The organism is Microcoleus sp. F4-D5 (assembly GCF_036704885.1).
In the GTDB taxonomy this organism is placed as follows: Bacteria; Cyanobacteriota; Cyanobacteriia; order Cyanobacteriales; family Microcoleaceae; genus Microcoleus.
Genome location: NZ_JAUBSX010000010.1, coordinates 64,278 through 84,993, shown reverse-complemented (window position 1 = coordinate 84,993; position 20,716 = coordinate 64,278). Strand labels below are relative to the sequence as shown.

Annotated in this window: 15 protein-coding genes; 5 read left to right on the top strand and 10 right to left on the bottom strand. The window is 47.6% G+C overall.

All coding sequences use genetic code 11. The annotated features are described in order from the left end of the window. Window positions 1-539: 539 nt before the first annotated feature. Together QUA80_RS07380 and QUA80_RS07375 are read right to left on the bottom strand one after the other, a co-directional pair. Complete coding sequence (locus QUA80_RS07380) at window positions 540-812, bottom strand: hypothetical protein (RefSeq protein ID WP_333422819.1); 273 nt, start codon at window positions 810-812, stop codon at window positions 540-542. Between the two features lie 434 nt (window positions 813-1,246). Continuing rightward, entirely contained in the window at window positions 1,247-1,471 is a 225-nt protein-coding gene (locus QUA80_RS07375; protein WP_333422817.1) for a serine protease, read from the bottom strand. A gap of 337 nt (window positions 1,472-1,808) precedes the next feature. On the opposite strand from QUA80_RS07375, the gene QUA80_RS07370 reads away from it, so the two are divergent. Together QUA80_RS07370 and QUA80_RS07365 are read left to right on the top strand one after the other, a co-directional pair. After that, window positions 1,809-2,387: a hypothetical protein gene (locus QUA80_RS07370; RefSeq protein ID WP_333422815.1), complete on the top strand. Its 579-nt coding sequence runs from the start codon at window positions 1,809-1,811 to the stop codon at window positions 2,385-2,387. 210 nt (window positions 2,388-2,597) lie between these two features. Next, the gene (locus tag QUA80_RS07365) at window positions 2,598-4,499 is read left to right on the top strand and encodes a penicillin-binding protein 2 (protein WP_333422813.1); all 1,902 of its coding nucleotides are present in this window, start codon (window positions 2,598-2,600) and stop codon (window positions 4,497-4,499) included. A 250-nt stretch (window positions 4,500-4,749) separates the two neighbouring features. On the opposite strand, the gene QUA80_RS07360 is transcribed toward QUA80_RS07365, so the two are convergent. Further along, window positions 4,750-5,367: a type II secretion system protein gene (locus QUA80_RS07360; protein WP_333422811.1), complete on the bottom strand. Its 618-nt coding sequence runs from the start codon at window positions 5,365-5,367 to the stop codon at window positions 4,750-4,752. A gap of 210 nt (window positions 5,368-5,577) precedes the next feature. Here QUA80_RS07360 and QUA80_RS07355 point away from each other — a divergent pair, with 210 nt between their 5' ends. After that, window positions 5,578-5,898 carry a hypothetical protein gene (locus QUA80_RS07355; RefSeq protein WP_333422809.1) on the top strand — a complete coding sequence of 107 codons (321 nt, stop codon included), beginning with the start codon at window positions 5,578-5,580 and terminating at the stop codon, window positions 5,896-5,898. Here the strand turns inward: QUA80_RS07355 and QUA80_RS07350 are convergent. The 6 genes from QUA80_RS07350 to QUA80_RS07325 form a co-directional block, all read right to left on the bottom strand. Beyond that, entirely contained in the window at window positions 5,895-6,533 is a 639-nt protein-coding gene (locus QUA80_RS07350) for a Uma2 family endonuclease (protein WP_333422807.1), read from the bottom strand. The genes QUA80_RS07355 and QUA80_RS07350 overlap by 4 nt on opposite strands. A gap of 116 nt (window positions 6,534-6,649) precedes the next feature. Next, a complete protein-coding gene (locus tag QUA80_RS07345; protein WP_333422805.1) occupies window positions 6,650-7,270 on the bottom strand; it encodes a type II secretion system protein in 621 nt (206 codons plus the stop codon). Window positions 7,271-7,329: 59 nt separating this feature from the next. Continuing rightward, window positions 7,330-8,385, bottom strand: coding sequence for a hormogonium polysaccharide secretion pseudopilin HpsC (gene hpsC / locus QUA80_RS07340; RefSeq protein ID WP_333422804.1), 1,056 nt, complete (start codon window positions 8,383-8,385; stop codon window positions 7,330-7,332). A 57-nt stretch (window positions 8,386-8,442) separates the two neighbouring features. Beyond that, a complete protein-coding gene (locus QUA80_RS07335; protein WP_333422802.1) occupies window positions 8,443-9,180 on the bottom strand; it encodes a prepilin-type N-terminal cleavage/methylation domain-containing protein in 738 nt (245 codons plus the stop codon). 2 nt (window positions 9,181-9,182) lie between these two features. Further along, window positions 9,183-14,162 (bottom strand): hormogonium polysaccharide biosynthesis protein HpsA, encoded by a 4,980-nt coding sequence (hpsA, locus tag QUA80_RS07330; RefSeq protein ID WP_333422799.1) that lies wholly within the window; start codon window positions 14,160-14,162, stop codon window positions 9,183-9,185. Window positions 14,163-14,955: 793 nt separating this feature from the next. Then, the gene (locus tag QUA80_RS07325; protein ID WP_333422797.1) at window positions 14,956-17,541 is read right to left on the bottom strand and encodes a PAS domain S-box protein; all 2,586 of its coding nucleotides are present in this window, start codon (window positions 17,539-17,541) and stop codon (window positions 14,956-14,958) included. Window positions 17,542-17,543: 2 nt separating this feature from the next. On the opposite strand from QUA80_RS07325, the gene QUA80_RS07320 reads away from it, so the two are divergent. Both QUA80_RS07320 and QUA80_RS07315 read left to right on the top strand, forming a co-directional pair. Next, complete coding sequence (locus QUA80_RS07320; RefSeq protein WP_333422795.1) at window positions 17,544-17,900, top strand: hypothetical protein; 357 nt, start codon at window positions 17,544-17,546, stop codon at window positions 17,898-17,900. Between the two features lie 484 nt (window positions 17,901-18,384). After that, window positions 18,385-18,552: a hypothetical protein gene (locus QUA80_RS07315; protein WP_333422794.1), complete on the top strand. Its 168-nt coding sequence runs from the start codon at window positions 18,385-18,387 to the stop codon at window positions 18,550-18,552. Here QUA80_RS07315 and QUA80_RS07310 read toward each other — a convergent pair. Then, complete coding sequence (locus QUA80_RS07310) at window positions 18,549-20,687, bottom strand: ATP-binding protein (RefSeq protein ID WP_333422792.1); 2,139 nt, start codon at window positions 20,685-20,687, stop codon at window positions 18,549-18,551. The two genes, QUA80_RS07315 and QUA80_RS07310, sit on opposite strands and share 4 nt — an antisense overlap. Window positions 20,688-20,716 lie beyond the last annotated feature (29 nt).

Sequence of the window (20,716 nt, the reverse complement as noted above, 5' to 3'; positions counted from 1 at the left end):
TTTATCGCTAATCGTACCACTGATTAGTATGAATTTGCCTGCTGTCTGGGCGGCAGCGCGCGCCCTTGCCCAGACAGCAGGCAATCTGATTGCCTTTTCGGCGGTCGAACTGGGGTTTTACTACTAACGGCTAACATCTAGGTATTGAAATCTTAAAACAAATTGATTTTTTTATATTTACCCCCAAATATCATTGACTTTTTCTAAACAGTGTGATATTCGATAGTTTTTCTAACTCTCAGGACGCTCCGCACTCTTGACGGTTCCGAAACCGGGTTTTTACACAGATCTCCCTCGCACACACTGGTCGGATTTTCGCGAAAAAACTGGGTTTTTGCGCCCAGAACTAACTCTGATGGATTTGCCAGCGCAGGGAGGGTCAAGGAGAGTGAGTTTTGGGAGTCGCTAATCATTATATAGCTGGAATTTTCTGGCTTTGACGATCGCCCTGCGGTTGCGGTTTCACATCCCGGAGGCAGAGTTTCCCTGCAAAGTCGGTGAATTCGATCGATGGGATCTAATAGCCAAGGACACTCAATTCAGTATTGAGGAATCACAGCTAAAGGACTCAGCAGCGCCGCTGCTGCAATATCTGGCACGATCGAGGAATCCCGTACCACACAAGCACCATCCTGCCAGCGAAGGTGCAACAGGCCTAAAGAGCGCTCAGGCGCAACGGGAGGGAGTTTTGCCGCCCGGTTAATGCCGAACTCGCGGCGCGCCAATTGAATTGCTAACTGGCTCAAAACAGACGGGTAGATTTGCTTGCCCGCACCGGCGCAAAACTCGCAGTCAATCAATCGAGTAGCCATGCCCATGCTTTCATCGAGCCAGTCTCCGAGCGTCTAAGCCTCAGCTTGCTTTTCTCTCGTCTGCCGGCAACAGAGGTGGGAAAGGAAAGCGAGACTCGAGTGCAAAAAAATTTGCGTGGAGTCAGCCATCGCCCGAGGTTGACCTTCGAGTTAAGGCTGCTGCACTGGCACTGTCCTCAAATCCCCCGTCAGAGGCTTGAGTATCAAAACGTGGAGGCGGGCAGTCAAATTTTCGACTTGAAAAGGAATACCCTTGTAACCCAGCGCTAAGAAGACTTGGCGAGAGTAAGGGAACCTACGGAACTTTAGTAAAAGCATCAGACAGCTAACACCCAACTTGAAGCCTAGACCTACGAGATAGAAAAATGCGAGGAGCGAACCATTTTTCACCCCCAGGCTAGGCCCGTTGGGCCAAGACTCCGGGATAACCCTAGTTAGGGAGACTTTTTCGGAGAAGGGGAAGCAGTTCCACCAGGAGAAGGAGACTTCTCAGCCCCAGGAGCGGTCTTTGGAGATGGAGAAGAAGCAGGAGGAGGAGTAGTAGTGCTGGCAGGACCGCTCGGAGAGGGGCTGGGGCTCGGGCCGGTTTCACCGCCGCAAGCGCCGAGGGCTGCTGCCAAGCTCAGTACCAAAGTCAAACGAATTAATCCCTTGTTCATAAACACTCCTTAACATTGAAAACCCATCGCCAGGAAGGGAATAGTGTACTTGAGAAACAATGCTGGCACGAATAGAGCAACGATTCGCTCGTTGATTACAATACTGCATTTATTAATAAATTTCACATAGATTCTGGCGAACCTGCAAAGATTTCCTTTTTTTTGCCAATCCTGAAGTCAAAGAGACGAGTGGTAGGATGGGTTGGTTGGTTTGTGAGGTATCTTTGGTAAAGACAACCGATCGAACCCAGATTGCTACAATTGGCGATCGGCAACTGAAAAAACTCCTAACCTCAATCAAGCTAAAGCTGCCCCACTTTACGTATTGGTGAACTCTATGACCGCTGCTATCAGATCCCCGGATTCTCGCCGCTCCCGATCGGCCCGCAAGCCCGCTTCAGCCCCAGCCAACAGCAAAGTGACTTCTATTGCCCGAGCTAGGCGGGCGAAGACAGGGCCGGTATTGCCCAACTACTCGCCCGCCGACTCCCAGGCGATTGCTCAGCCCTCGGCATCGGTAGTGAAAGTCCTGCCAGAGCGCCAGCAGCAGCCAATGTGGTTGCTATCGCTCCTGCGGGTGCAGCGCGCCTCCTCAGCGGCAGCGGTGCTCCTTCTAGGTGGCGCTCTGACTCTCTACGGCTTGACTGTTTACAGCGAGCAGCGCTGGAGCCAAGAGTATCAAAAGCTGGAAACTCTGCGCCGGGGAGAACAGCAGTTGAGTGCGGCTAGCGAAGTCTTGAAACACCAACTTGCTAAAGAAGCCGAAAATCCCGAAACTGGTTTGACCCCGCAGAAGCCTGCAGACACAATTTTCTTGTCGCCTGCCCCTCCAAGTCGATCGCCCGTTACTGTGGCACCAAACTCAGAACAGGCTCTCAAGAATCGAGTGGGTGTGGAAACACCGCTGGGGTATTGAGGCAATGTCAACGCGGAGATGGCCCGAGGGGAAGAATGTCCGAGGGCCGCAGACTCTGAGTACCGGAGAATTTGACAGTTTAGCTTCGGATTCATGTCCTCAGGCTTCTTGTTTGACTTTTGTCCAAGTCGCGATCGATGTCCTTCTTCCAAGCGGAAGTTAAAAGTTAAAAATAAGTAACTTGCTGTTTGATTTTTAATTTTTAATTTTATGAGCTACGACCCCCGTTTTGACCGCTACAGATCGCCCAACTTCCAACGCCCAAAGCCGTCGGGCGATAGCACTTTGTGGGACAAACCAGCCAAACCAACTGTGTCCGGCACAAACGACCGATCCCCACAACAGACCGCTCCACCTTGGGGGCGGCCGGTGGATCGTTTAAAACGCAGCAAGTTCCGTTTGTGGGCAGTGTGGGCGGTGTTGATGCTGGGGGGGCTGGGGCTGGCTGTGAATTTGTTTTATTTGCAGGTGACGCGAGCTCCGGCGCTGCGAAAACAGGCACAGCAGCAGCAAACTCTCAAAACGAAGCCGTTTGTGCCGAGACGCCCGATAGTTGACCGCGCAGGGAATGTTTTGGCGATCGACAGACAGGTGTACACGCTCTACGCTCACCCGAAGTTGTTCAACCACTCGAAGGCGGAAATTGCGGCTAAATTGGCTCCGATGCTGGCGATCGAACTGAGTCCGGGAACTACGTCGGAAACTGAACTGCTGCGAAGGTTTAATCTTGGTGAAACGGGTATCACGATTGCGGAGTCTCTGGCTCAAGAGGTTGCCGATCGCGTCGCCCAGATACAAATTAAAAATAGTCCGGTGGATGGCCTGGAGTTGGTGCGGCAGCAGCAGCGTTTTTACCCGCAGCAGGAGTTGGCGGCGGATATCCTCGGTTATGTGGACGGGGAACGCAAGGGACAAGCTGGGGTGGAATACAGCCAGCAGAATTTGCTGGAACGATCGATGCCGTCGATTCAATTTAGCAGGTCGAGCGATGGGAATTGGGTTCCCGATCGCCTGACGGCGGGATTTGTGCAGCTTGATGACTTGAAATTGCAACTGACGATCGACAGTCGCTTGCAGCGGGTGGCCCGAATTGCTCTCAAGGAAAAAATGAAGGAACAGGAAGCGAAGCGGGGCACGGTGATTGTGATGGATGCCCGTAACGGTGAATTGCTGTCAGTTGTAGCAGAACCTTCTTATGATCCGAATCAATATTTTAATTTCGATTTGTCGCGGTATAAAAATTGGGCGGTAACTGATGTTTACGAGCCTGGTTCGACTTTTAAAGCGATTAATGTGGCGATCGCTCTGGAAGCGGGTGCGGTGAAACCTAACACCGTTTTTAATGATGAAGGTCGAATTTACATGGATGTCTGGACTATCCAAAATTCCGATTACCAATCAGCAGGCGCCCGGGGTCCTTCTACTGTTACAGAGATTTTGAAACATTCTAGCAATGTGGGAATGGTGCACGTAATGAGAAGTATGAAACCTTCTCTTTACTATCAAGCTTTAGAAAAACTCGGACTCGGACAAACTGCGGGAACTGATTTGCCTTTTGAAGTAACCAGCCAGCTTAAAAATCGAGAGCAATTTATTAACTCTCCGGTGGAAGTTGCTACTACTGCTTTCGGTCAGGGTTTTTCGATTACTCCGATGCAGTTGGTGCAGCTTAACGGAGCTTTGGCCAACGGGGGCAAGTTGGTGACTCCTCACGTTGTGCGGGGACTTTTTGATAGGGAAGGTCAAGCTTATTGGAAACTTCCGAGGGCTGTTCCGAAGCAGGTTTTTTCGCCCGCAACGACCAAGAAAGTTTTAGAAATGATGGAAACTGTGGTTGATGGCGGTACGGGGAAAGCTGCACAAATTCCTGGGTATCGGATTGCTGGGAAAACGGGGACGGCTCAAAAAGCAAATGGTGGTGGGGGTTATTCTAAGAATGCGATTATTACTAGCTTTGTGGGGATAATGCCAGTGGAGTCTCCTCGGTATGTGGTTTTGGCGGTGATTGATGAACCCAAGGGCGGTACGGGGGGAAGTGTTGCCGCGCCGATTGTGGAGTCGGTGATGGAGGCGCTGATTTCTATTGAGAAGATTGCCCCGAGTAAGAAGTAGTTGATTAGATCTGAGATGTTGTACCATTCTCAATAAGCTTTTTATGAACAGGCTTTCCGGCCTGTTCCACAAGAAAATTCACTCTTTGTGGAACAGGTATCTTGCCTGTTCTTGAGAATGGTGCAAGATGTGAGTTATATCGTATGGTGCGTCAGGAATTGGCAATCGATCGCATATAACCCATCGATAACGAGGCGATGGAGGACACGGCAATGCCGTTTTCCTACCCCAAAATCATCAGATCGCCCTGTCAGTAACAATATCTTTTGTCTTGAGCTTTTGGTTGTCTGTGGGAAATGCGTTTATGTCCTAGGAGAGTGGAGATAATGATGCAGCGTTGGCTGTTTTTTAAATCGCGATGAGATAGTGTTAGGGTTCCTTTGGCTCTAATACTGGTTAGGGTGCAGTCGTGGTCGCTTCGAGATACGGGGCAACCTCTGTGGTTGAACATGACTCGCCTGATTGTGCCGTTTTCTTTTTGCTGGTTGCTTTCATTTACTTGTAGGAGTGTTGTTTCAGATTTATCTATTTGAATTTGCGGTTCTAGGTTTTTCCATTGACTGGCTGGTACTTGGCCTGGGGAAATGTCGGCTTGGTGAACTGCTATTTGTACATTTTCTCCTACTTCTTTGAAGCTGGTTTGCCATGAAATTTTGTCGCGTTTGGCGTTGCTGTGGGCAAGTTCCATTGCCGAATAAGCTCGATCGAGCGATGCCTTTAAACGCTGGTTGTTGATGAACATCAGCCAAGAGGGGGCGACGATCGCACTAAATATTCCTACGATTAAAAGAATTATCAATGTCTCAATCATTGTAAAACCTGCGGCAGGTGTAGTGGCTCTGCCTTTGAGCGTTTTATTTATTGACACGTAGATGCACTCCCTGATATTTAGATGGCAAAAAAATAGCTAGGAGGAGCTATTTTTTCTTGGCTATATTTTAACGGTTGGGTTTGGTAAGTGTGTAGATCGGTATTTACTGAAAATATATGGGAATTTAAAAAAGCTGCGGTTAAGGATATATCAGGGCTGTTTCCCTACAGATACGGCCTGCAATGTATATTTTGTGAGGACACGGCAGTGAGGATACGGCAGTGCCGTTTCCCTACAGCAAATTTGTCGATCGCCCGATCGCATCGATTGCCCGATCGCATCAATTGCCCGATCGCATCAATTGCCCGATCGCATCGATTGCCCGATCGAATCAATTGCCCGATCGCATCAATTGCCCGATCGCATCGATCGCCCGATCGCATCGATTGCCCGATCGCATCGATTGCCCGATCGCATCAATTGCCCGATCGCATCGATCGCCCGATCGTATCCATTGCCCGATCGCATCGATTGCCCGTGTTGATTCGATCGCACTGTGTGGATGAAAGTCGATCGCCCCTGCGCTAATTTTGGGCTCTCACCCAAGATCGAAAGGCTTTCATGGCGACGTTTCTGCCGGCTGTTTTGCTTTGTTCTAAATACTGGGGGATGAGCTCGGTGATGGGGAAATTGGGAAACTGGAGACTGCGATCGGACTGTATGTATTTTCCATCTTGCAGTACGCTGATTTGCAGGTTGCGGCCGTTGTAGCGCCACAATTCGGGAACTCCTAATGCTTCATAGTTGTTGAACTGAGTGCGGGAGGTGAGGTCGATTTCTATGGCTAAATCGGGAGGTGGGTCAGTTTCTAAGTCGATGCGGTTTTTGCCTCTGACTGCGGCTTCGTTTTGGATGTAAAAACAGGTATCTGGTTCTACTCCTTCAGCCATTTTTTGATTTTTGAATGTGGTGGAACCTAGAGACCAAAATTCAATACCAAGTTCTTCGAGTAGTGCTTCGACTAAGTTACCAATCAGGACTTTACCTATTTCGTGTTCGGGTAGGGGAACCATGATTTCTAATGTTCCTTTGCTGTATGAAAGTCGGGATGCGCGACTTTCTCCCAATTCTGTTAATAGGGTTTCAAACATCGGCCAGGTTATGTCTTTGAGTAATAGTTGATTTCCTGGCTGGACGATTATTTGTTTTAGTTCTAATAGCATAGTTTGACACTTTTAATTATTATATTTGAAATATAATTAATTTAAGTTAATTTATCTTAGCAATTCAGTAATTATGGGGAATTGCTGTTAGAGATTAAGATTAAATTTATTGAAAGCTAGGGTACAGTCCTGCAATCATTTCCTTCAGCAGTTCTCATTCCTCCTAGGATAGTTTCAACGATCACGCACTGCTTTGTACCGCCATCAGCAGGAGCAACTGTTACCACAAAAGGTAATTTTGGATTGTTTAAATTGTTGGGATCGACTACACCGTTATAATTAAAAGTAAGTTGTGTAGCAGCCGTGCACGCAATATTAGGAGGACAGCTAGCCACAGAAAGTTTAACTTGTTTAGGTTTAATTTCGCCTCCAGCGTCGAAAGTCACTGTTTGTAGCGGAGGATTTTGGGCTGGATCGGTCTTAATTGTAGCTGTTGGTGGGTCAACCAATGGATTTAATGTAACTACTCTATCGCTCTTAGTTCGTTTTGCTTCGCTTTGTGCAAGTCGTAATGATTGCAAAACGCGATCGTTCACTGTGCGAACTCTTTGTCTGTTGATGAATGCCAGCCAACTCGGGGCGGCGATCGAACTTAATATACCTACGATCAACGCTATCACCAGCACTTCGAGAAGGGTGAAGCCTTTATCGCTGTTTCTGAAGCGAGTATTTTTGTAATTGGGGTTTGCTTTTGTTGCAGCAATCTGCAAAACTTTTAATAATATTGGGGTTTTCATTTTACTCTCCTGTTTTTATTCGCTGCTGGCGCGATTCGGAAATCATTTTTAGACATCAGTTATTTTCCTACCGCACCGAGACCTTGTACTTGCACGCTTGCTGTTGGGAAATATGCCGATTTGTTGGCATCATAATTAGCATTGTTGGGTTGGAGCCGACGCAGGCTGTTTCCTCTGATAGTTACTCTAGCTACGTTTCTCGCTGTATCTACACAAGCGTAGAAGCTATTTCTACCGTCTGTATCAGTTACTTTTAGCGTGCTTTCGTCTAGAGATTTTGTTGTATCTTTTGGGTCGCTAGGATTACCCAGAGCCGTCTGACATTGAGTGCCTGCCAATGGCACTGTACTGTCGTCGATGTAGTTAACCAGTACCTCTGGCTTGGTTGCCCCGGATTTAGGATTTATCAGTCCTGCGGCAAGTGTCACATTTTCTGTGGGTTTGGTAAAATCAAAATCTTTATAAAAAGCTGGATCTGGTTGTTGAGTATCGGGGTTTGTATCACTAACGTTGTAGTAAGGATTATTTGGATCTGTTGCGTAAGGGTTTCTTACTCCATCTCTAATTTCATAGCGAGCAATACGGGTAGGACAATTGCCTCCTGAAGGCTGACACCAAGTAGGTTCATTGTCTTTAAACTGATAGTAAGCAACTAATGATAGTACGTATGTGTCGTTGCATTTAGTAGTATCATTAGGATCGTCATCGCAGGTTTTTGGGGTGGCAATGGTCGAGTTAATAGGTACAGAGTTTTTAATTTGTTGCCGCTTCCAGAATACGAGAATCGGAGTTTTAGTGGCGTCGCCTTTAGCAGGAAGTTGATCTTTGATATCGTTGATTCCTTTGCCATCGTAAATATAAATAGCTTGACTCAAATCTTGGGAGATGAAATCAACTGCCGCCTGAATGTCTTGCTCGGTATTTGACTTGACTTGTTCCCTCCTGTCGGTATTCAGCATATCGACTACAAAACCGAGCATCGGCGTAAGGATTAAAAATGCCATAATTGCTCCGACTAATAGCTCGACCAGAGTCATGCCTTTTTCTGTTTGAGCTGGCCCGGAGCGGTTTCGCTGGTGCTGACTTTTGAGAAGCAACCTGAGTAGACTTTTCATTTTTAATGTTTCCTTTGGCGAGTAGTTAGGAGTCATTTTTATCTAATCACAAGGAATTTAATTTTGACACTTTGTAGGATCGCCTTTGAGGCGAAGGCAGATTGACTTATACGAGGGAGATCCAATGGCAGGAATCTCTGTAGACATTTCTACTACTGGCATTGTCCGATCGCCCAAACCAGAACCCACAACTGATTGCTTTCTCGCATTCTTTGGAGCCTTCAAAGTTACAGTGCCATCAAAGGAATCAGCCCTGTAAACCCGAACTAAGAGCTGGTAGCCTTTTGATGTGGGATCGCCACCAGTAATAGATGTATCTTGATTTAGCCAAGCGCCCTGAACGTAAAAGTCTTTGTTGCTACTCGTGTTACAACCTCCTCCATCCATGTCAACGCAGTATGTCTGGCCGACTGTGGGAACTGGTGCACCCGCCAAATCGCCTGCTGGTGCCGCTATTGGGAAACCCGATCCTGTTACACCGAATTTGATCGCCCCCGTTCTGAGAGCGTCAATGTAAGTTCTCGCGGCCTGTGTGGCCAGTTCCGTTCGCCGCGCTTGTACGCGAGTTGCTACTGAGAAAGCCATCACAGGGGCGATCGCAATCATCAGCACCGAAACTACAATCATCGCTACCAACGACTCAATAATCGTGTATCCACAATCTTGTGGCTTCGATTTTTGGGCGCAACTGCCAGATTTATTCTCGGTCTGCTGGCTGCTGAATTCTATTTCTGTCTTTGCTCCCTTGAATAACAAGGGTTGCGAGTAGCTGTTGTCTTTTAGTAGTTTATTCATGATTAGGAATCTGCTTTAATTTTTTGGCAGAAAGATGTTGGGCGCAAGTCGCTACTGACAATTGGCGTTGTCCCCGTGTTATCGAAAGCACACATCAAAGTTTGTACCCACTCGTCATTCCGAGGTACTTCTCTGAAGAATTCGGCCGGTTTAGTCTGTGTGCTAGGAGCCGTAAACCGTTGGGTAAACAAATCGGGTGGTTGAGATAATAGGCCGACATCAAAGCCCCAATTCCGACCGGGCGGGCTGAAGAAAGGAATTGAACCGCCACCGTTAGAAGTCTTGTAACTATCGGGATACCACCCTGTAGCAAGACTACAGGTCGCAACTGTCGTCGGACAGAAAGCACTGCGAGGAAGAGAATTCGCTAACCGCGACAAGAAGGGTGCGTTACTATAGGCACTGCGATTTAACTGGATGAATGAACCTATAATTTTGGTAGTAACTGCGCCATCTCTCCAGTTTTCAATGAAGCGGGGCAAGTTTTGTAGACCACCATTAAACTCACCTGTAGTGGTACCTGGTATTTTCCGTGAAGGAACGTCCCCTGACCCAACTATTAGATTGAATTCTTGAGTGCTCGGAGTAGCAGGTGTTGGTAGCAGCCACTTCGTTCCTTCTACGATTTGGCCTTCTTCTAGTACGCCGTCTTTTGGAACACTATCTGTTGCATGAATTTGCAACACCGGCATTAATAGCGGCTGCTGCTTTAGATTTGATATGATTGTTGCTGGTGCTACGTCCCCATCTATAAATTGAAACTTACTGGACGGATCTAAAGCTGTTACCGCGTTGAGAAAAAACAGGGACTGTGTATTACCGAAATCTAGAGGGGGGGTACTACTCGTTGCTGAAGCAAACCAGAGAGAGTTCGGCTGCGGAGGCGGGGCGCTAGAGCTGTCAAACTCTTTAATTGTGTCACCATCAAGTCCTAAAGCTGTTACGTTAGTGTTAGTTGGAGTACCACCTAAATCATCGGCGGTAGTCCTTTTAAAAGCAACCCGACGGGGAAAGCGTTGCAATTCAATAGCCGGAGGCCTAGCAGTTGTTCCTGCTTTATGAGTAGCAGGAGCGAAAGTTGTATCCGAAGTAATCGCATCTGTTTTTAGTGTTGCATCTGGATCGACATACCAATCATTTTCCGTACACGCCGAAACAGGCAACTTTGTGCAGACTTCCATTAAATACTCTGGATAATCTCCTCGTCGCTGGATAGGCGTTACAAAGTTATTGAAGTAAGAGCTATTTAGACCCTCACCATCAATAGTCAGGTAGTTTGCCTCCGTCATAGTGCCGGAATTGTCAACAACGCCACTAGCATTAAATGCACCACTACTGAGTCCATTGGTGACAAAGTTATTGTTGTAGAATCCTTGATTCCGGCGAAGCTGAGTAGCAGGTAGAGTGGGAATAGTAGAAGTAGCAAATGTCGCCCCGTCTGCATTATTTCTCAGGTCAAAATCTCCCTCATTGCGGAAGCCTTCACGGAAAGTGCCAGAAAGTATAGTGACCGCATCCCCCAGCACTGTTGCGGGTCGCCAGTCATCACCGGTACAATTAGGAAGCCGCGGGTCGCCTAGACGACAGGCAAAGCTTTCATTGAGGGTACTGCGATCGTAGAAGGCAGTATCCGAACCGTCTGTAAACTCTTGTTGGGTGTGTTTGTTAAACTCTCCTTTGATATAAACTGGCAAATTTGATACCAGGGTTAAGCCTTTTTCCTTTACCACGTCTTCCACACTATCAACTTCAGCAGGGGTATCGCCCCCCCGGAACAGCTTTTCTCCATTGATTAGCATAATCCCGTTCGGACGGCGGGTAGGGTCGAGCCGAGAATCTGTTGGACTGACGGTTTTGCTCTTATCTTCATCAAACACGCCTGAACCTGTACTGGTTTCTTGTCGATCGCTGCGATCTGGTAGCGCATCGTCTCTAGTTGCATAAATGATGCCACTGTTGGGCAGCAAATACTCTGGTGAAGGCCCTGTCGCAATGTTCTGTGCAATGGGTTTCTTCCGCAGTTGATCTATATCCAAGACAGTAGCCCGGATTTCTAAAGGTTGCCGTTCCTCCAGTGCAAGATCGTAATTCCCTGATAATTGGGCTTTGTTGTTTCCTGTCAGGGGACTGCTGAGAGTAAAGGTTTCGTCAACAATCGTAGTTGAGTCGTTGCGGTCTATGGCCTTAATGTCTCTCCCATTCAAAAATGCCACTTCCTTGATAGCGCCAGGAGGAATAGAAACTGAAAGCGTACCCAAGGGGAAGCTTGTGGGGTTCAAAATACCTAAAGAGCAATTAGTAGCATCAATGGCTGCGTTATCCGCCAAGGTGCGACTAGCTGGAGACTTCAGCAGAGCTTTTCTTAAGGGCTCATTAGCAAAGCGGCCGTTAGGGAAAACATAATTTGCTTGTGTCTCTAGTTCTGGCTTATCACCACCACTGAGCAAGCCGGTGGTTGTGCTTGGGTTTGAAGCAGAAGTGGGTCTTGCCGTAGTAAGAGGAGGGGCGTAAACTACCCCGTTGTTTGAGCCAATGTTAGCGTCGCGTGTACCCAATGCTGGCTCTCCGCTAACATCATCAGGAAGACCACTTAGGTTTCTCGCTGTTGAAGAGGTACTGGGGTCGTAATAACTGCTGATGCAGGCAATTGGAGTTTGGCCTGGATCGGGTTGAGTAGGATCGTAGGGATTATCTGCATAGTGATAAACTGCCGTTGCTCGCATCCGCAAATCGCCCTTGGCATACTTGGGAGTATTGGGGTCAATGGTACTAACCCCTGCTGGTAGCGCTGCTGAAGTGGGAGGCAATGGATTAGTAGCCCAACCGTTCGCAGGTGCAACAGCATCTGCAGTGCCATTGTTATACACTTTTTGCACTCCCAGTACAGGGGACATGGGCATAGTGTCCGGCCAGACAATAGGGTATGTTTCTGTAATTCCAGTAGTTGCCGGATCGTCGTATGTCGGTGATGCTTCTACCGCAGTTGTTGTCGGATTGTCCCATCCAGGCGGAGGTAGAAAAGAATCCACGCGCTCGTAAACTCCGCCCCCTGTTACTACCCGCAAGCCCCCAATGCCATCAACTGGTGTTTCAGGTGCTTGGGCCGCTGCTAGTTCCCAGAATCCCGCGCGGTCGGTCGATCCCACGTCAGCGAGTTGCGTCACGCGAGGGGTGCGAGTCCGTTCTTTTGTAGTGTCCCCTCCATCCCATGTTGGGCTTGACCCCTCAACTACTTGCGGCGGTTCTAGCCCGATAAATTTAGCACCATCCCACCGCTGCTCTGGTAAGTTGTTGCCTACTTGGATGCGATCGCCCAGAAATTTTTCATCTGTAGGAGGGTCTGGATTGGGGTTTGTTGCTGGTAGATTAACAAGTTCTATACCAGGTGGCCCTGTCAGATCTCCCTTAATCGCAGTATCGGTCTTCTTAAGAAGGTTCCACTCAGTTGCAGGCCCCAGAGTATCCCCAGTACCCTGTATTACAGATGAGGGAGTTGCAGTGGTGTCTCCAAAAGGTACTTTCCGCATTCTTGCTTTAAAGTAACCCTCCAGCGCTCGTCTGCGGCTAGTGACAAAATCTGGCCCTTTTGTAAGTTGCTGGACTGATACTGGGTCGGCAGCTATTGGATATGTATAGCTATCTAAGGCTGGAGGAGTGGGAGTAGTTTGTTGAATCCATGAGTCTACTAGAGTTGAGAGGCGCTCCGAATAAGCTTGGTTGTTGTAAAGTACGTTTAATCGATCGGTGCTAGTGGATGAGCTAAGTGTTTCTGTAATTGGAGTTCCACCTTGTGTGAAAAGATCCACGCCCACAGTTTTACTGCGAGTGATAACCCCATCATTAACTATATTGCCGCTAACAATTATCTTGCTGTTTTCTTGCTCGTAAAAACAAGAATTTGGGCTGCTGACTTGCAATAAGCTTAAGGTAGCATTGGTGGTTGCCAAGAAATTGCTATTTGTGAATATCCGCCCGTTTATGCTAAAAGTAACCCCAGCAGACATTTCTAAGTCATCTTCATAAACAACCGCATTATTACTGAGGGGAATCCGACTTTGGTCTTGCTGGTACTCTAGAGCCGAGAAGCTTGGAGTTCCTTTAAACTCTTCGTATTTTGTAGTATCCAGCCCAGCTATGCCTGTCTTCGTGATGGGTAAATTAACTGTGTAAACAAAGAAACTTTTTTTGAGCTTGCCTTCCGATTTATACCAACCAGAATCACCAACCAAACTAGCGCTAGTACCGGCCGCCGCAGCACATTTCAGATCTGATATCTTCCCGGCCATCGGTGGAGTTCTTGCCTCTAAAGGCTGTCTGGCTCTGATAAAACTCCCTGCATCTGGCGAAGTAGTTTTGCGCTCTGGACTGCGGAAGTAAATACCATAAAGTGTAAAAGTGTCAAACAAACCGTTGTTATCCGTATCAACCGCATATCTCCATGCAGTGTTGATCTGTTCGTCTTTTTCAGCATCTGGGAGCGCAGAGTCAGGGTTAATCGCTCCATCGCGGTCGAGGTCATACTTCAGTTTCAGCCGCGTTTCATCGCCGAAAGTATAAATATCTTTAGGAGGAGTAGCCTTGAGGGAATCAGAAGCCGACATCATCCGGTACATTTCATCGTCGGATGGAGTCGCCGTCGGTCTTTGCGGGTCTTCCCGCAGCATAAACTGAATTTTTGCTTTTGCCCGATCGAGCGCGGGAGTTGCGGCCGCCAGCACCTGCTGGTTCACGCGCACGTTGCGAGCAGTATTCGCCCGATCGAACGATCGCAGCGTAATCGCCACAGTCAACAAGATCACTACCAGCAACACCATCGTCACCGTCGGCAACACAAACCCCGCCACCGGCAGTTTTGCCCTGCGGCCCATAGCCATCAGCGATCGCAGCATGGCTCTCATCAGCCGCTTCGCCCCCGATCGAGTCACACCGAGAACCCGCCGCAGCAGCAATACGATAACTTTGGATAATTTGCTCTTAAACATTGACGCCTTCCTGAATAATTTCAGAGATGGTATTGCGGGTAGTTACTGCTAGACAGTACAATCCCATCTTTATATTGTTCCCATTTTCCGCAACTTGCATATCAGCCTCTGGCAAAAATTTATATCTCTACTTTTTTGGCTGAAAAATAAAACCCACAAATCGCCCACCAAGCTCACCGCCAATAATATATTTTTCAGCGAAAGATTTGCAGGGCAAAGATTAGAGCTCTGGAACTCCACTCTAGTCTAGTTCGATCGAGATGTCAGTGCCCAGCGGTAAAGTCATCGAAAAAGCTGTTTTTGTGCCGTGCTAGCCTCCCCAGCTACCCTTAATAACGGGTACGATTTACATAAGAGTCGATCGTTTACCCATATTGTAGAAATCCTGTTTGCTACAACCTTAATTTCTCGTTTTCTGCTGCCTAATAAGTAAGTAGATGAGTGGAAAAATACACACAGCCTATCCCCGGTTGATGAAGCACTAGGGACTCAGGCTCAGCCCACAGGTGTCAACAATCGCCTGAAAGCCTCGATAAATCTCGTTTTTACCTGAGTCCAGATCCCCCCAAATCCTCCTTAATATCACGGAGACTTTGAGAAGACTCTTGTCCCCCACTTCTTAAGAGGGCTGGGGCGGGTCTGGACTCAATAGTCCAACACCCTTCTGTGACTGGGTTTGACGTTAAGTTGACACCTATGGGTTCTTGGAGTGTCCCTAGGGCTCGATCGACAGGCGGGCGTACTTCACAAACCGGGAATACGCTGTAAGTTGACACCAACAATCACATTTTTTTTAATTTGCCTGTTTGCTAATAGATTGCTTCGGCCAAGTAAACCGAAAAGTTGCTCCCTCACCTTCGGCAGATTCCAGCGAAATACTGCCCCCTTGACCTTCCACAATTTTCTTCACCAACGACAAACCAATGCCAGTATTTTCAACTTTATCGCGAGCTTCCAAGGTCTGAAAAATCACAAAAACTCGATCGTGATATTGAGCAGAAATCCCCGGTCCGTCATCCGCCACCGAAAACTCGTAAAAATCCTCTAACTCTTTAACCGATATTGTTACGTTACCGAATTCAGATCGGTTGTGCTTGATTGCGTTGCTAATTAAATTAGAAAAAACCTGCTGTAACGGCAATTTTTCGGTCACAAAAGTTGGCATTCCCGGTTCAATTTTCACCTCAAATCCAGGCGGCGGTGCCAGCGAATCAATAATTTCTGCTAATAAAATCTCTACTTTTACCACTTCTGAATCTGCTTGAATCCGTCCGACCCGGGAATATTGCAGCAGTCCCTCAATCAAACCTTCCATCCTGTGAACTCTGCCCCGCAGCAAGTTCATTTGGTGCAGAGTATCCTCTGTCATCGAGTCGCTGAGGTCTTCTTCTATCCAACTGCTGAGATTTGCGATCGCCCTGAGCGGCGCTTTCAAATCGTGAGAAACTACATAAGCAAACTGGTCTAATTCTTGATTCCGCTTTCTCAAAATACTCGTCGTTTTAGCCAGCGCCTGGGCCGTCCAGCTCAATTCTTCAGCGCGCAACCGCAGCGATTCCTCAGCTTGTTTGCGTTCCCTAATATCTTCTACCACACTCATCAGAAATTGACTGCCATTTTGTTCTCGCAGCAGCGAAACAGTCAAGTTTGCCCACACCAACTGTCCATCTTTGCGGATGTAGCGCTTTTCTAGAGAGAAGTTTTCAATTTCTCCTGCTAACAATTGGCGCAAAAGTTCCAGTTCGTTTGCCAAATCTTCGGGAAAAGTAATCTCTTGAAATGTTTTCTCCACCAATTCTTGGCGGCTGTAGCCCAAAATTTCGCAAAGTTTTTGATTGACTAGCAGAAATTTGCCTTCCACAGTCTTTTGAACCATGCCGACTGCCGCCTGCTCAAAAGTAGCGCGAAACCGCTGCGCGCTTTCTATTAAAGCTATTTCTGAGCGTTTGCGATCGCTGATATCGTTGCTGATTTCCAAAATAGCAACCGGTCGATCTAGATCGTCGCGCTGCAAAGTCCACCGGCTGGCCACCGTTATTTTTGTCCCGTCTTTCTTAGTTCGCACCAGTTCTCCTTGCCAAGAACCCTTCTCGAAAAATACTTTTTGAATTTCCTCGAAAGGTTGCGTCCATTCTGTTTGCAAAAGCTTGTGAATATTTTTTCCTACTGCTTGCGACTTCCGCCACCCGTAGAGCCACTTCGCCCCCAAATTCCAATAAGAAATCACGCCGTTCAAGTCTAGTACCGCGATCGTATCGTTCGCCAAATCCAGCATTTGCGCTTGCTTGCGCAGAGTTTCCTCGGCTTCTTTCCTTACTCGGGCATCGCGGCAAATCGCAATAAACAAGTGTTGATTTGCCAGACGCATTTCGCTGACAGCCAACTCCATCGGAAACTTCGTTCCGTCGCTGCGAATACCAACTGTTTCTTGCTGGTAAGTCTTGAGTTCAGCATCGGGATTTAATACAAAATATTCGATCGAATAATCCCCCGCGCTGCTGTCAGGCTGCGGTTGAGCTATCAACTGCCGCAGGTTCGAGCCAATTATGCGATCGGCTTTCTCCTCAAAAATCTTTTCTGCCGCCCTATTAAAAGACTCAATATTTCCCCGTGCGTCCAAAGTAATAATCCCGTCAGCCGCATTGTCTACCACAGCTTGAATGCGAGTTTTACTTTCTTCCAATCCAGCTTCCCGCTTCCTCAATTCTTTCTCTAAACTATCAAATAAATACCAGGAAGCTGCTGCACCAAAACAGCAGAAAAGCAAACCAGCAATTTGCACAAAATTAGTGAAATCTATCAAATCCCGTCTTTGCCGATCTAGAGCTTTCTGGTAGGCTTCGCCCGCATTAGCAAACATATTAATTTTTGCGCGCAGGTTATCCATCTTCAATTTGCCTTGAGCGAACACCTGAATTGTTTCCGGCGACTGCACGCTGGTTCGCGAACTTTCGAGCTTATTCAAAGTGTTTTGCAAGAAATTTATATACTGTTCGGTACTGTTTTTTATAGCTTCAAATCGCTGAGCTTGCAGTTTGTTTTCTTGAAGCACAACCTGGAGTTCAGCCAGCAGCGGAGGCAAACTCTTCTTGGCTTCTAAGTAGGGTGATATAAATTCGCGGCGCTTCGTCAACCCGTAACCTCGAATGCCAGTTTCCGCATCTACCACGAGGGTTAACAAGCGGTTAGTTTCCTGAAGTATTGCCCTATTAGTATCTGCGCGGTCTCTGATCTTTAGGGTAATCTCCCGGAGCCCTGCAATTGCTATCAGCGAAGCAAACAGACAAATCACTGGGATGGCAACGATGATTGTTCCCCGCTGGCGAATCGGTCGGTCTGTCCAGACAAAGTGGAGGCAGCGATCGAGCAAATACTTCACGGATGTTGAAGGAGAAAGTTTGCTGGCAGTATATCAATTTTTGGCAATTTATGCTGTGGATAAGTTCGTTTGTTTTGTTTGGCGATCGGCGGGGACTAACCGTGGAAGCTAGATTAGGCCCCTGCGATGGCTACCTGCTAACAGTGACAGCAGATTTTTTAGCAAGCTTTTTGAGGGGAGGCAAGGAGAAGGAAAGGCGTTTTTTCGGCAGCGAGACTGCTGGCGAAGGCGAAAGACTCGTTTCTACTTTACCTTGGTTTTCGCCTTCGGCTGTTGCTTTCAAACTAGAGTCGGTTTCGCAAGCGCTCTCAACATTTGTAGCTACAGTAATCCACCTGCCTGTAGCAGGATCGCGATAACAAGTGAAAGGATTTGTTTTTAGGGGTTGACTGCAAGGTTTAATCATGTAGATGCACTCCTTTGATTCTGAGAATTTTCGCACTGCTTTCAGCGGCATTGCTATCTCGCCAGTAGAAGCAGCAGTTTGAAGGCAAAAATCAGAATTGTGTTTCTGTTTCCAGAGACCTTTGATAATTTCTGATTTTCTGTTAACTTTTGCCTGCTACTGGTTAGCGACCGTAGCATTACTTAGGACTGACGCACGATTGTTGAGAAACCGGGTTTTTTTACGAAAAGACGGGTTGCAGACGGCAGATTCGGTAAAAAACCCGATTTCGCACGGGCCCCGATGGTAAGTCCTGATTGCTTTTACCAAATTGCCCTTCTACAAGCAACACCCACTCCCTGCATCAGGTTGAGGTGCGACTTGTGAATGCAGCGAGACGCCATATCCTGCTTGCGGGACAAGTTTGGGATAATAGAAGTATTCTAGGCTGAGAAAAAATGCTAGTTTGTGATGAGCAACAGAGGTCGATCGCGATCGGCGTCACAATTATCAATAAGAATTGGGAATTGGGAATTGGCACAACAGGGAATTGGGAATTGGGAATTGCGAATTGGGAATCGGTAATCGATGATTCTTCCCTCTTCCTTCTTCCCTCTTGCTTCTAACTAATATCAACTTTTGCCTTTAAGTGAACAGTAAAAGTAGATCCAACACCCAACTGACTTTCAACAGAGATATCGCCGCCCATCATCTGGCAAAACAAGCGGCTAATGGCCAATCCCAAACCGGTGCCCCCGTACTTGCGAGTAGTCGAAGCATCCCCTTGAATAAAAGGTTCAAACAAACCGTGCTGCTGTTCTGCCGACATCCCTATCCCCGTATCAGATACCTGCAAATAAAGCCAATCGCTGTCTCCTAATGGTTTGCGAGTAGCGCTCAACACCACTGTTCCACCTTCGGTAAACTTCAAGGCATTGGATAGCAAATTAAACAGAATTTGCCGGACTTTAGTCAAATCTGCATACATCGATCCCAAATTACCCGAGCAAGAAACTTGCAATTGATTGTGATTTTTTTCGACCAAAGGGTGCAAAGTTGCAACGACTTCTTCTATTAAGTTGCCGAGGTCAAAATTTTCTAAATAAAGCTCCATCCGACCGGCTTCTATCTTAGAAAGGTCGAGAATATCGTTAATTAAAGTCAGCAAATGTTTGCCGGCATTATAAATTTTTTTGGTATCGGGAATGATTTCTTTGAGTCCCGATTCCAGTGCTTCTTCTTGTAGTATTTCGCTGTAACCGATAATGGCATTGAGCGGTGTCCGCAGCTCGTGGCTCATATTGGCTAAAAAAGTGCTTTTAGCTCTGGAAGCTGCTTCAGCTTTGTGTAAGGCTTCTTGCAAAGCTATTTCGGCTCTTTTGCGCTCGGCAATTTCGATGCGGAGCAGTTTATTGGCGGCGGTGAGTTGAGCGGTGCGCTGATCGACGGTCATTTCTAGCTGCGCTTTGGCTTTGGAGAGTGCTTCCTGAGCCCGCTGGCGTTCAAATCCTTCGATCGCCAGTGCTACCAAATTTGCCAAAGAATCGGCGAAGGTGCGCTCTTCCAGAGCCCACTGGCGGGGCGCGCCGATATGTTCGAGAGAGAGGATGCCCACGATCTTGCCGCCGAGCCTAATTGCTACATTTAATATGGATGAATTGGGCTTGCTGGCATTTGGCAGCACAGCGGAAGGTTCCGCCGCTACCGCAGATGAGTGGGACAAATTTGTTTTTAGAGGGTTTGGAGTGTTGGGCGCAGGTTCTAAAGCTTTGTCCGATCGCAAATTTTCGCCTGGTGCGTCGCCTTCGACATCTAAAATTGAAAATTTTAAATCGCTTGCGGGTATGGATTCGCTGGTCAAATGATTTTCGCGGGTGCGATCGTACAAGTCGAGACAAACTAATTTGAGGCTGGGGATTTTCAACTTAGAATGATTGCCCCCCTCGTCTTGCTCTGGGGCGGCGTCTGTATCGAGCGGCTCTGTTTGGTTGTGGGCGAGCACTCTCTCTGTAAAACTTAGCTGGGGATCGGTCGGGTAGCGAGTTCCATATCTGAAATGGTTGTAAAGCCAGACGCTGACTTTTTCCACTTCCAAAGTGCGGGCTGCCGCCTCGGTAATTTCGCGAATTCCCACATTCAGCGCACCGCTGTTGAAAGTTCTCTGCCTACCTAGCTGCAACAAAGCCAGACTCTGGCGGCGGAGCCGCTTTTCGCTCTCTTGGAGGGTTTGTTCTGCTTCCTTGCGCTGGGTGAGGTCGTACAATGCACACAATGCGGTCTGTTCGCCGTTAAACTGAAGGGACTGAACTGAAATCATCGCCCAGAAGAGAGTGCCGTCTGCCTTTTTGCAATGGAGTTCGTAGTTTTTGACATAACCGTTTTTGGTAATTTCCTCTATTATCTTCGGGCGATCGCTCGGGTTGACGTAAAAGTCTGGGGTGCTGCTGCCGATCAATTCTTCTAGGGGCATGTTCAGCAGAGAAGCCAATTGAGCGTTGGCATACAGAATTAAGCCGTCCGAGAGGCGAGAAACCAATACCGGAACCGGAGTTGCCGAGGCGATCGCCCGAAACTGCTCTTCGCTTGAGAGCGCTGCCACCTTAGCTTTGCCGAGCAAGTCAGCTTCCATGGTATCGGAATGTTCGGTGGTAGTCTGCAGCAAAATTTCTAGGTCAGCCTTTTCGCCCTTCAAGTTTTCTAGTTCCGCACTCAGTCGCTGAACGTCCAAAAGTAGCTGTTCTCTCGATGGTTCTTCCTGCATAGCAATTGACAATTGGTAATTTTTAGTCT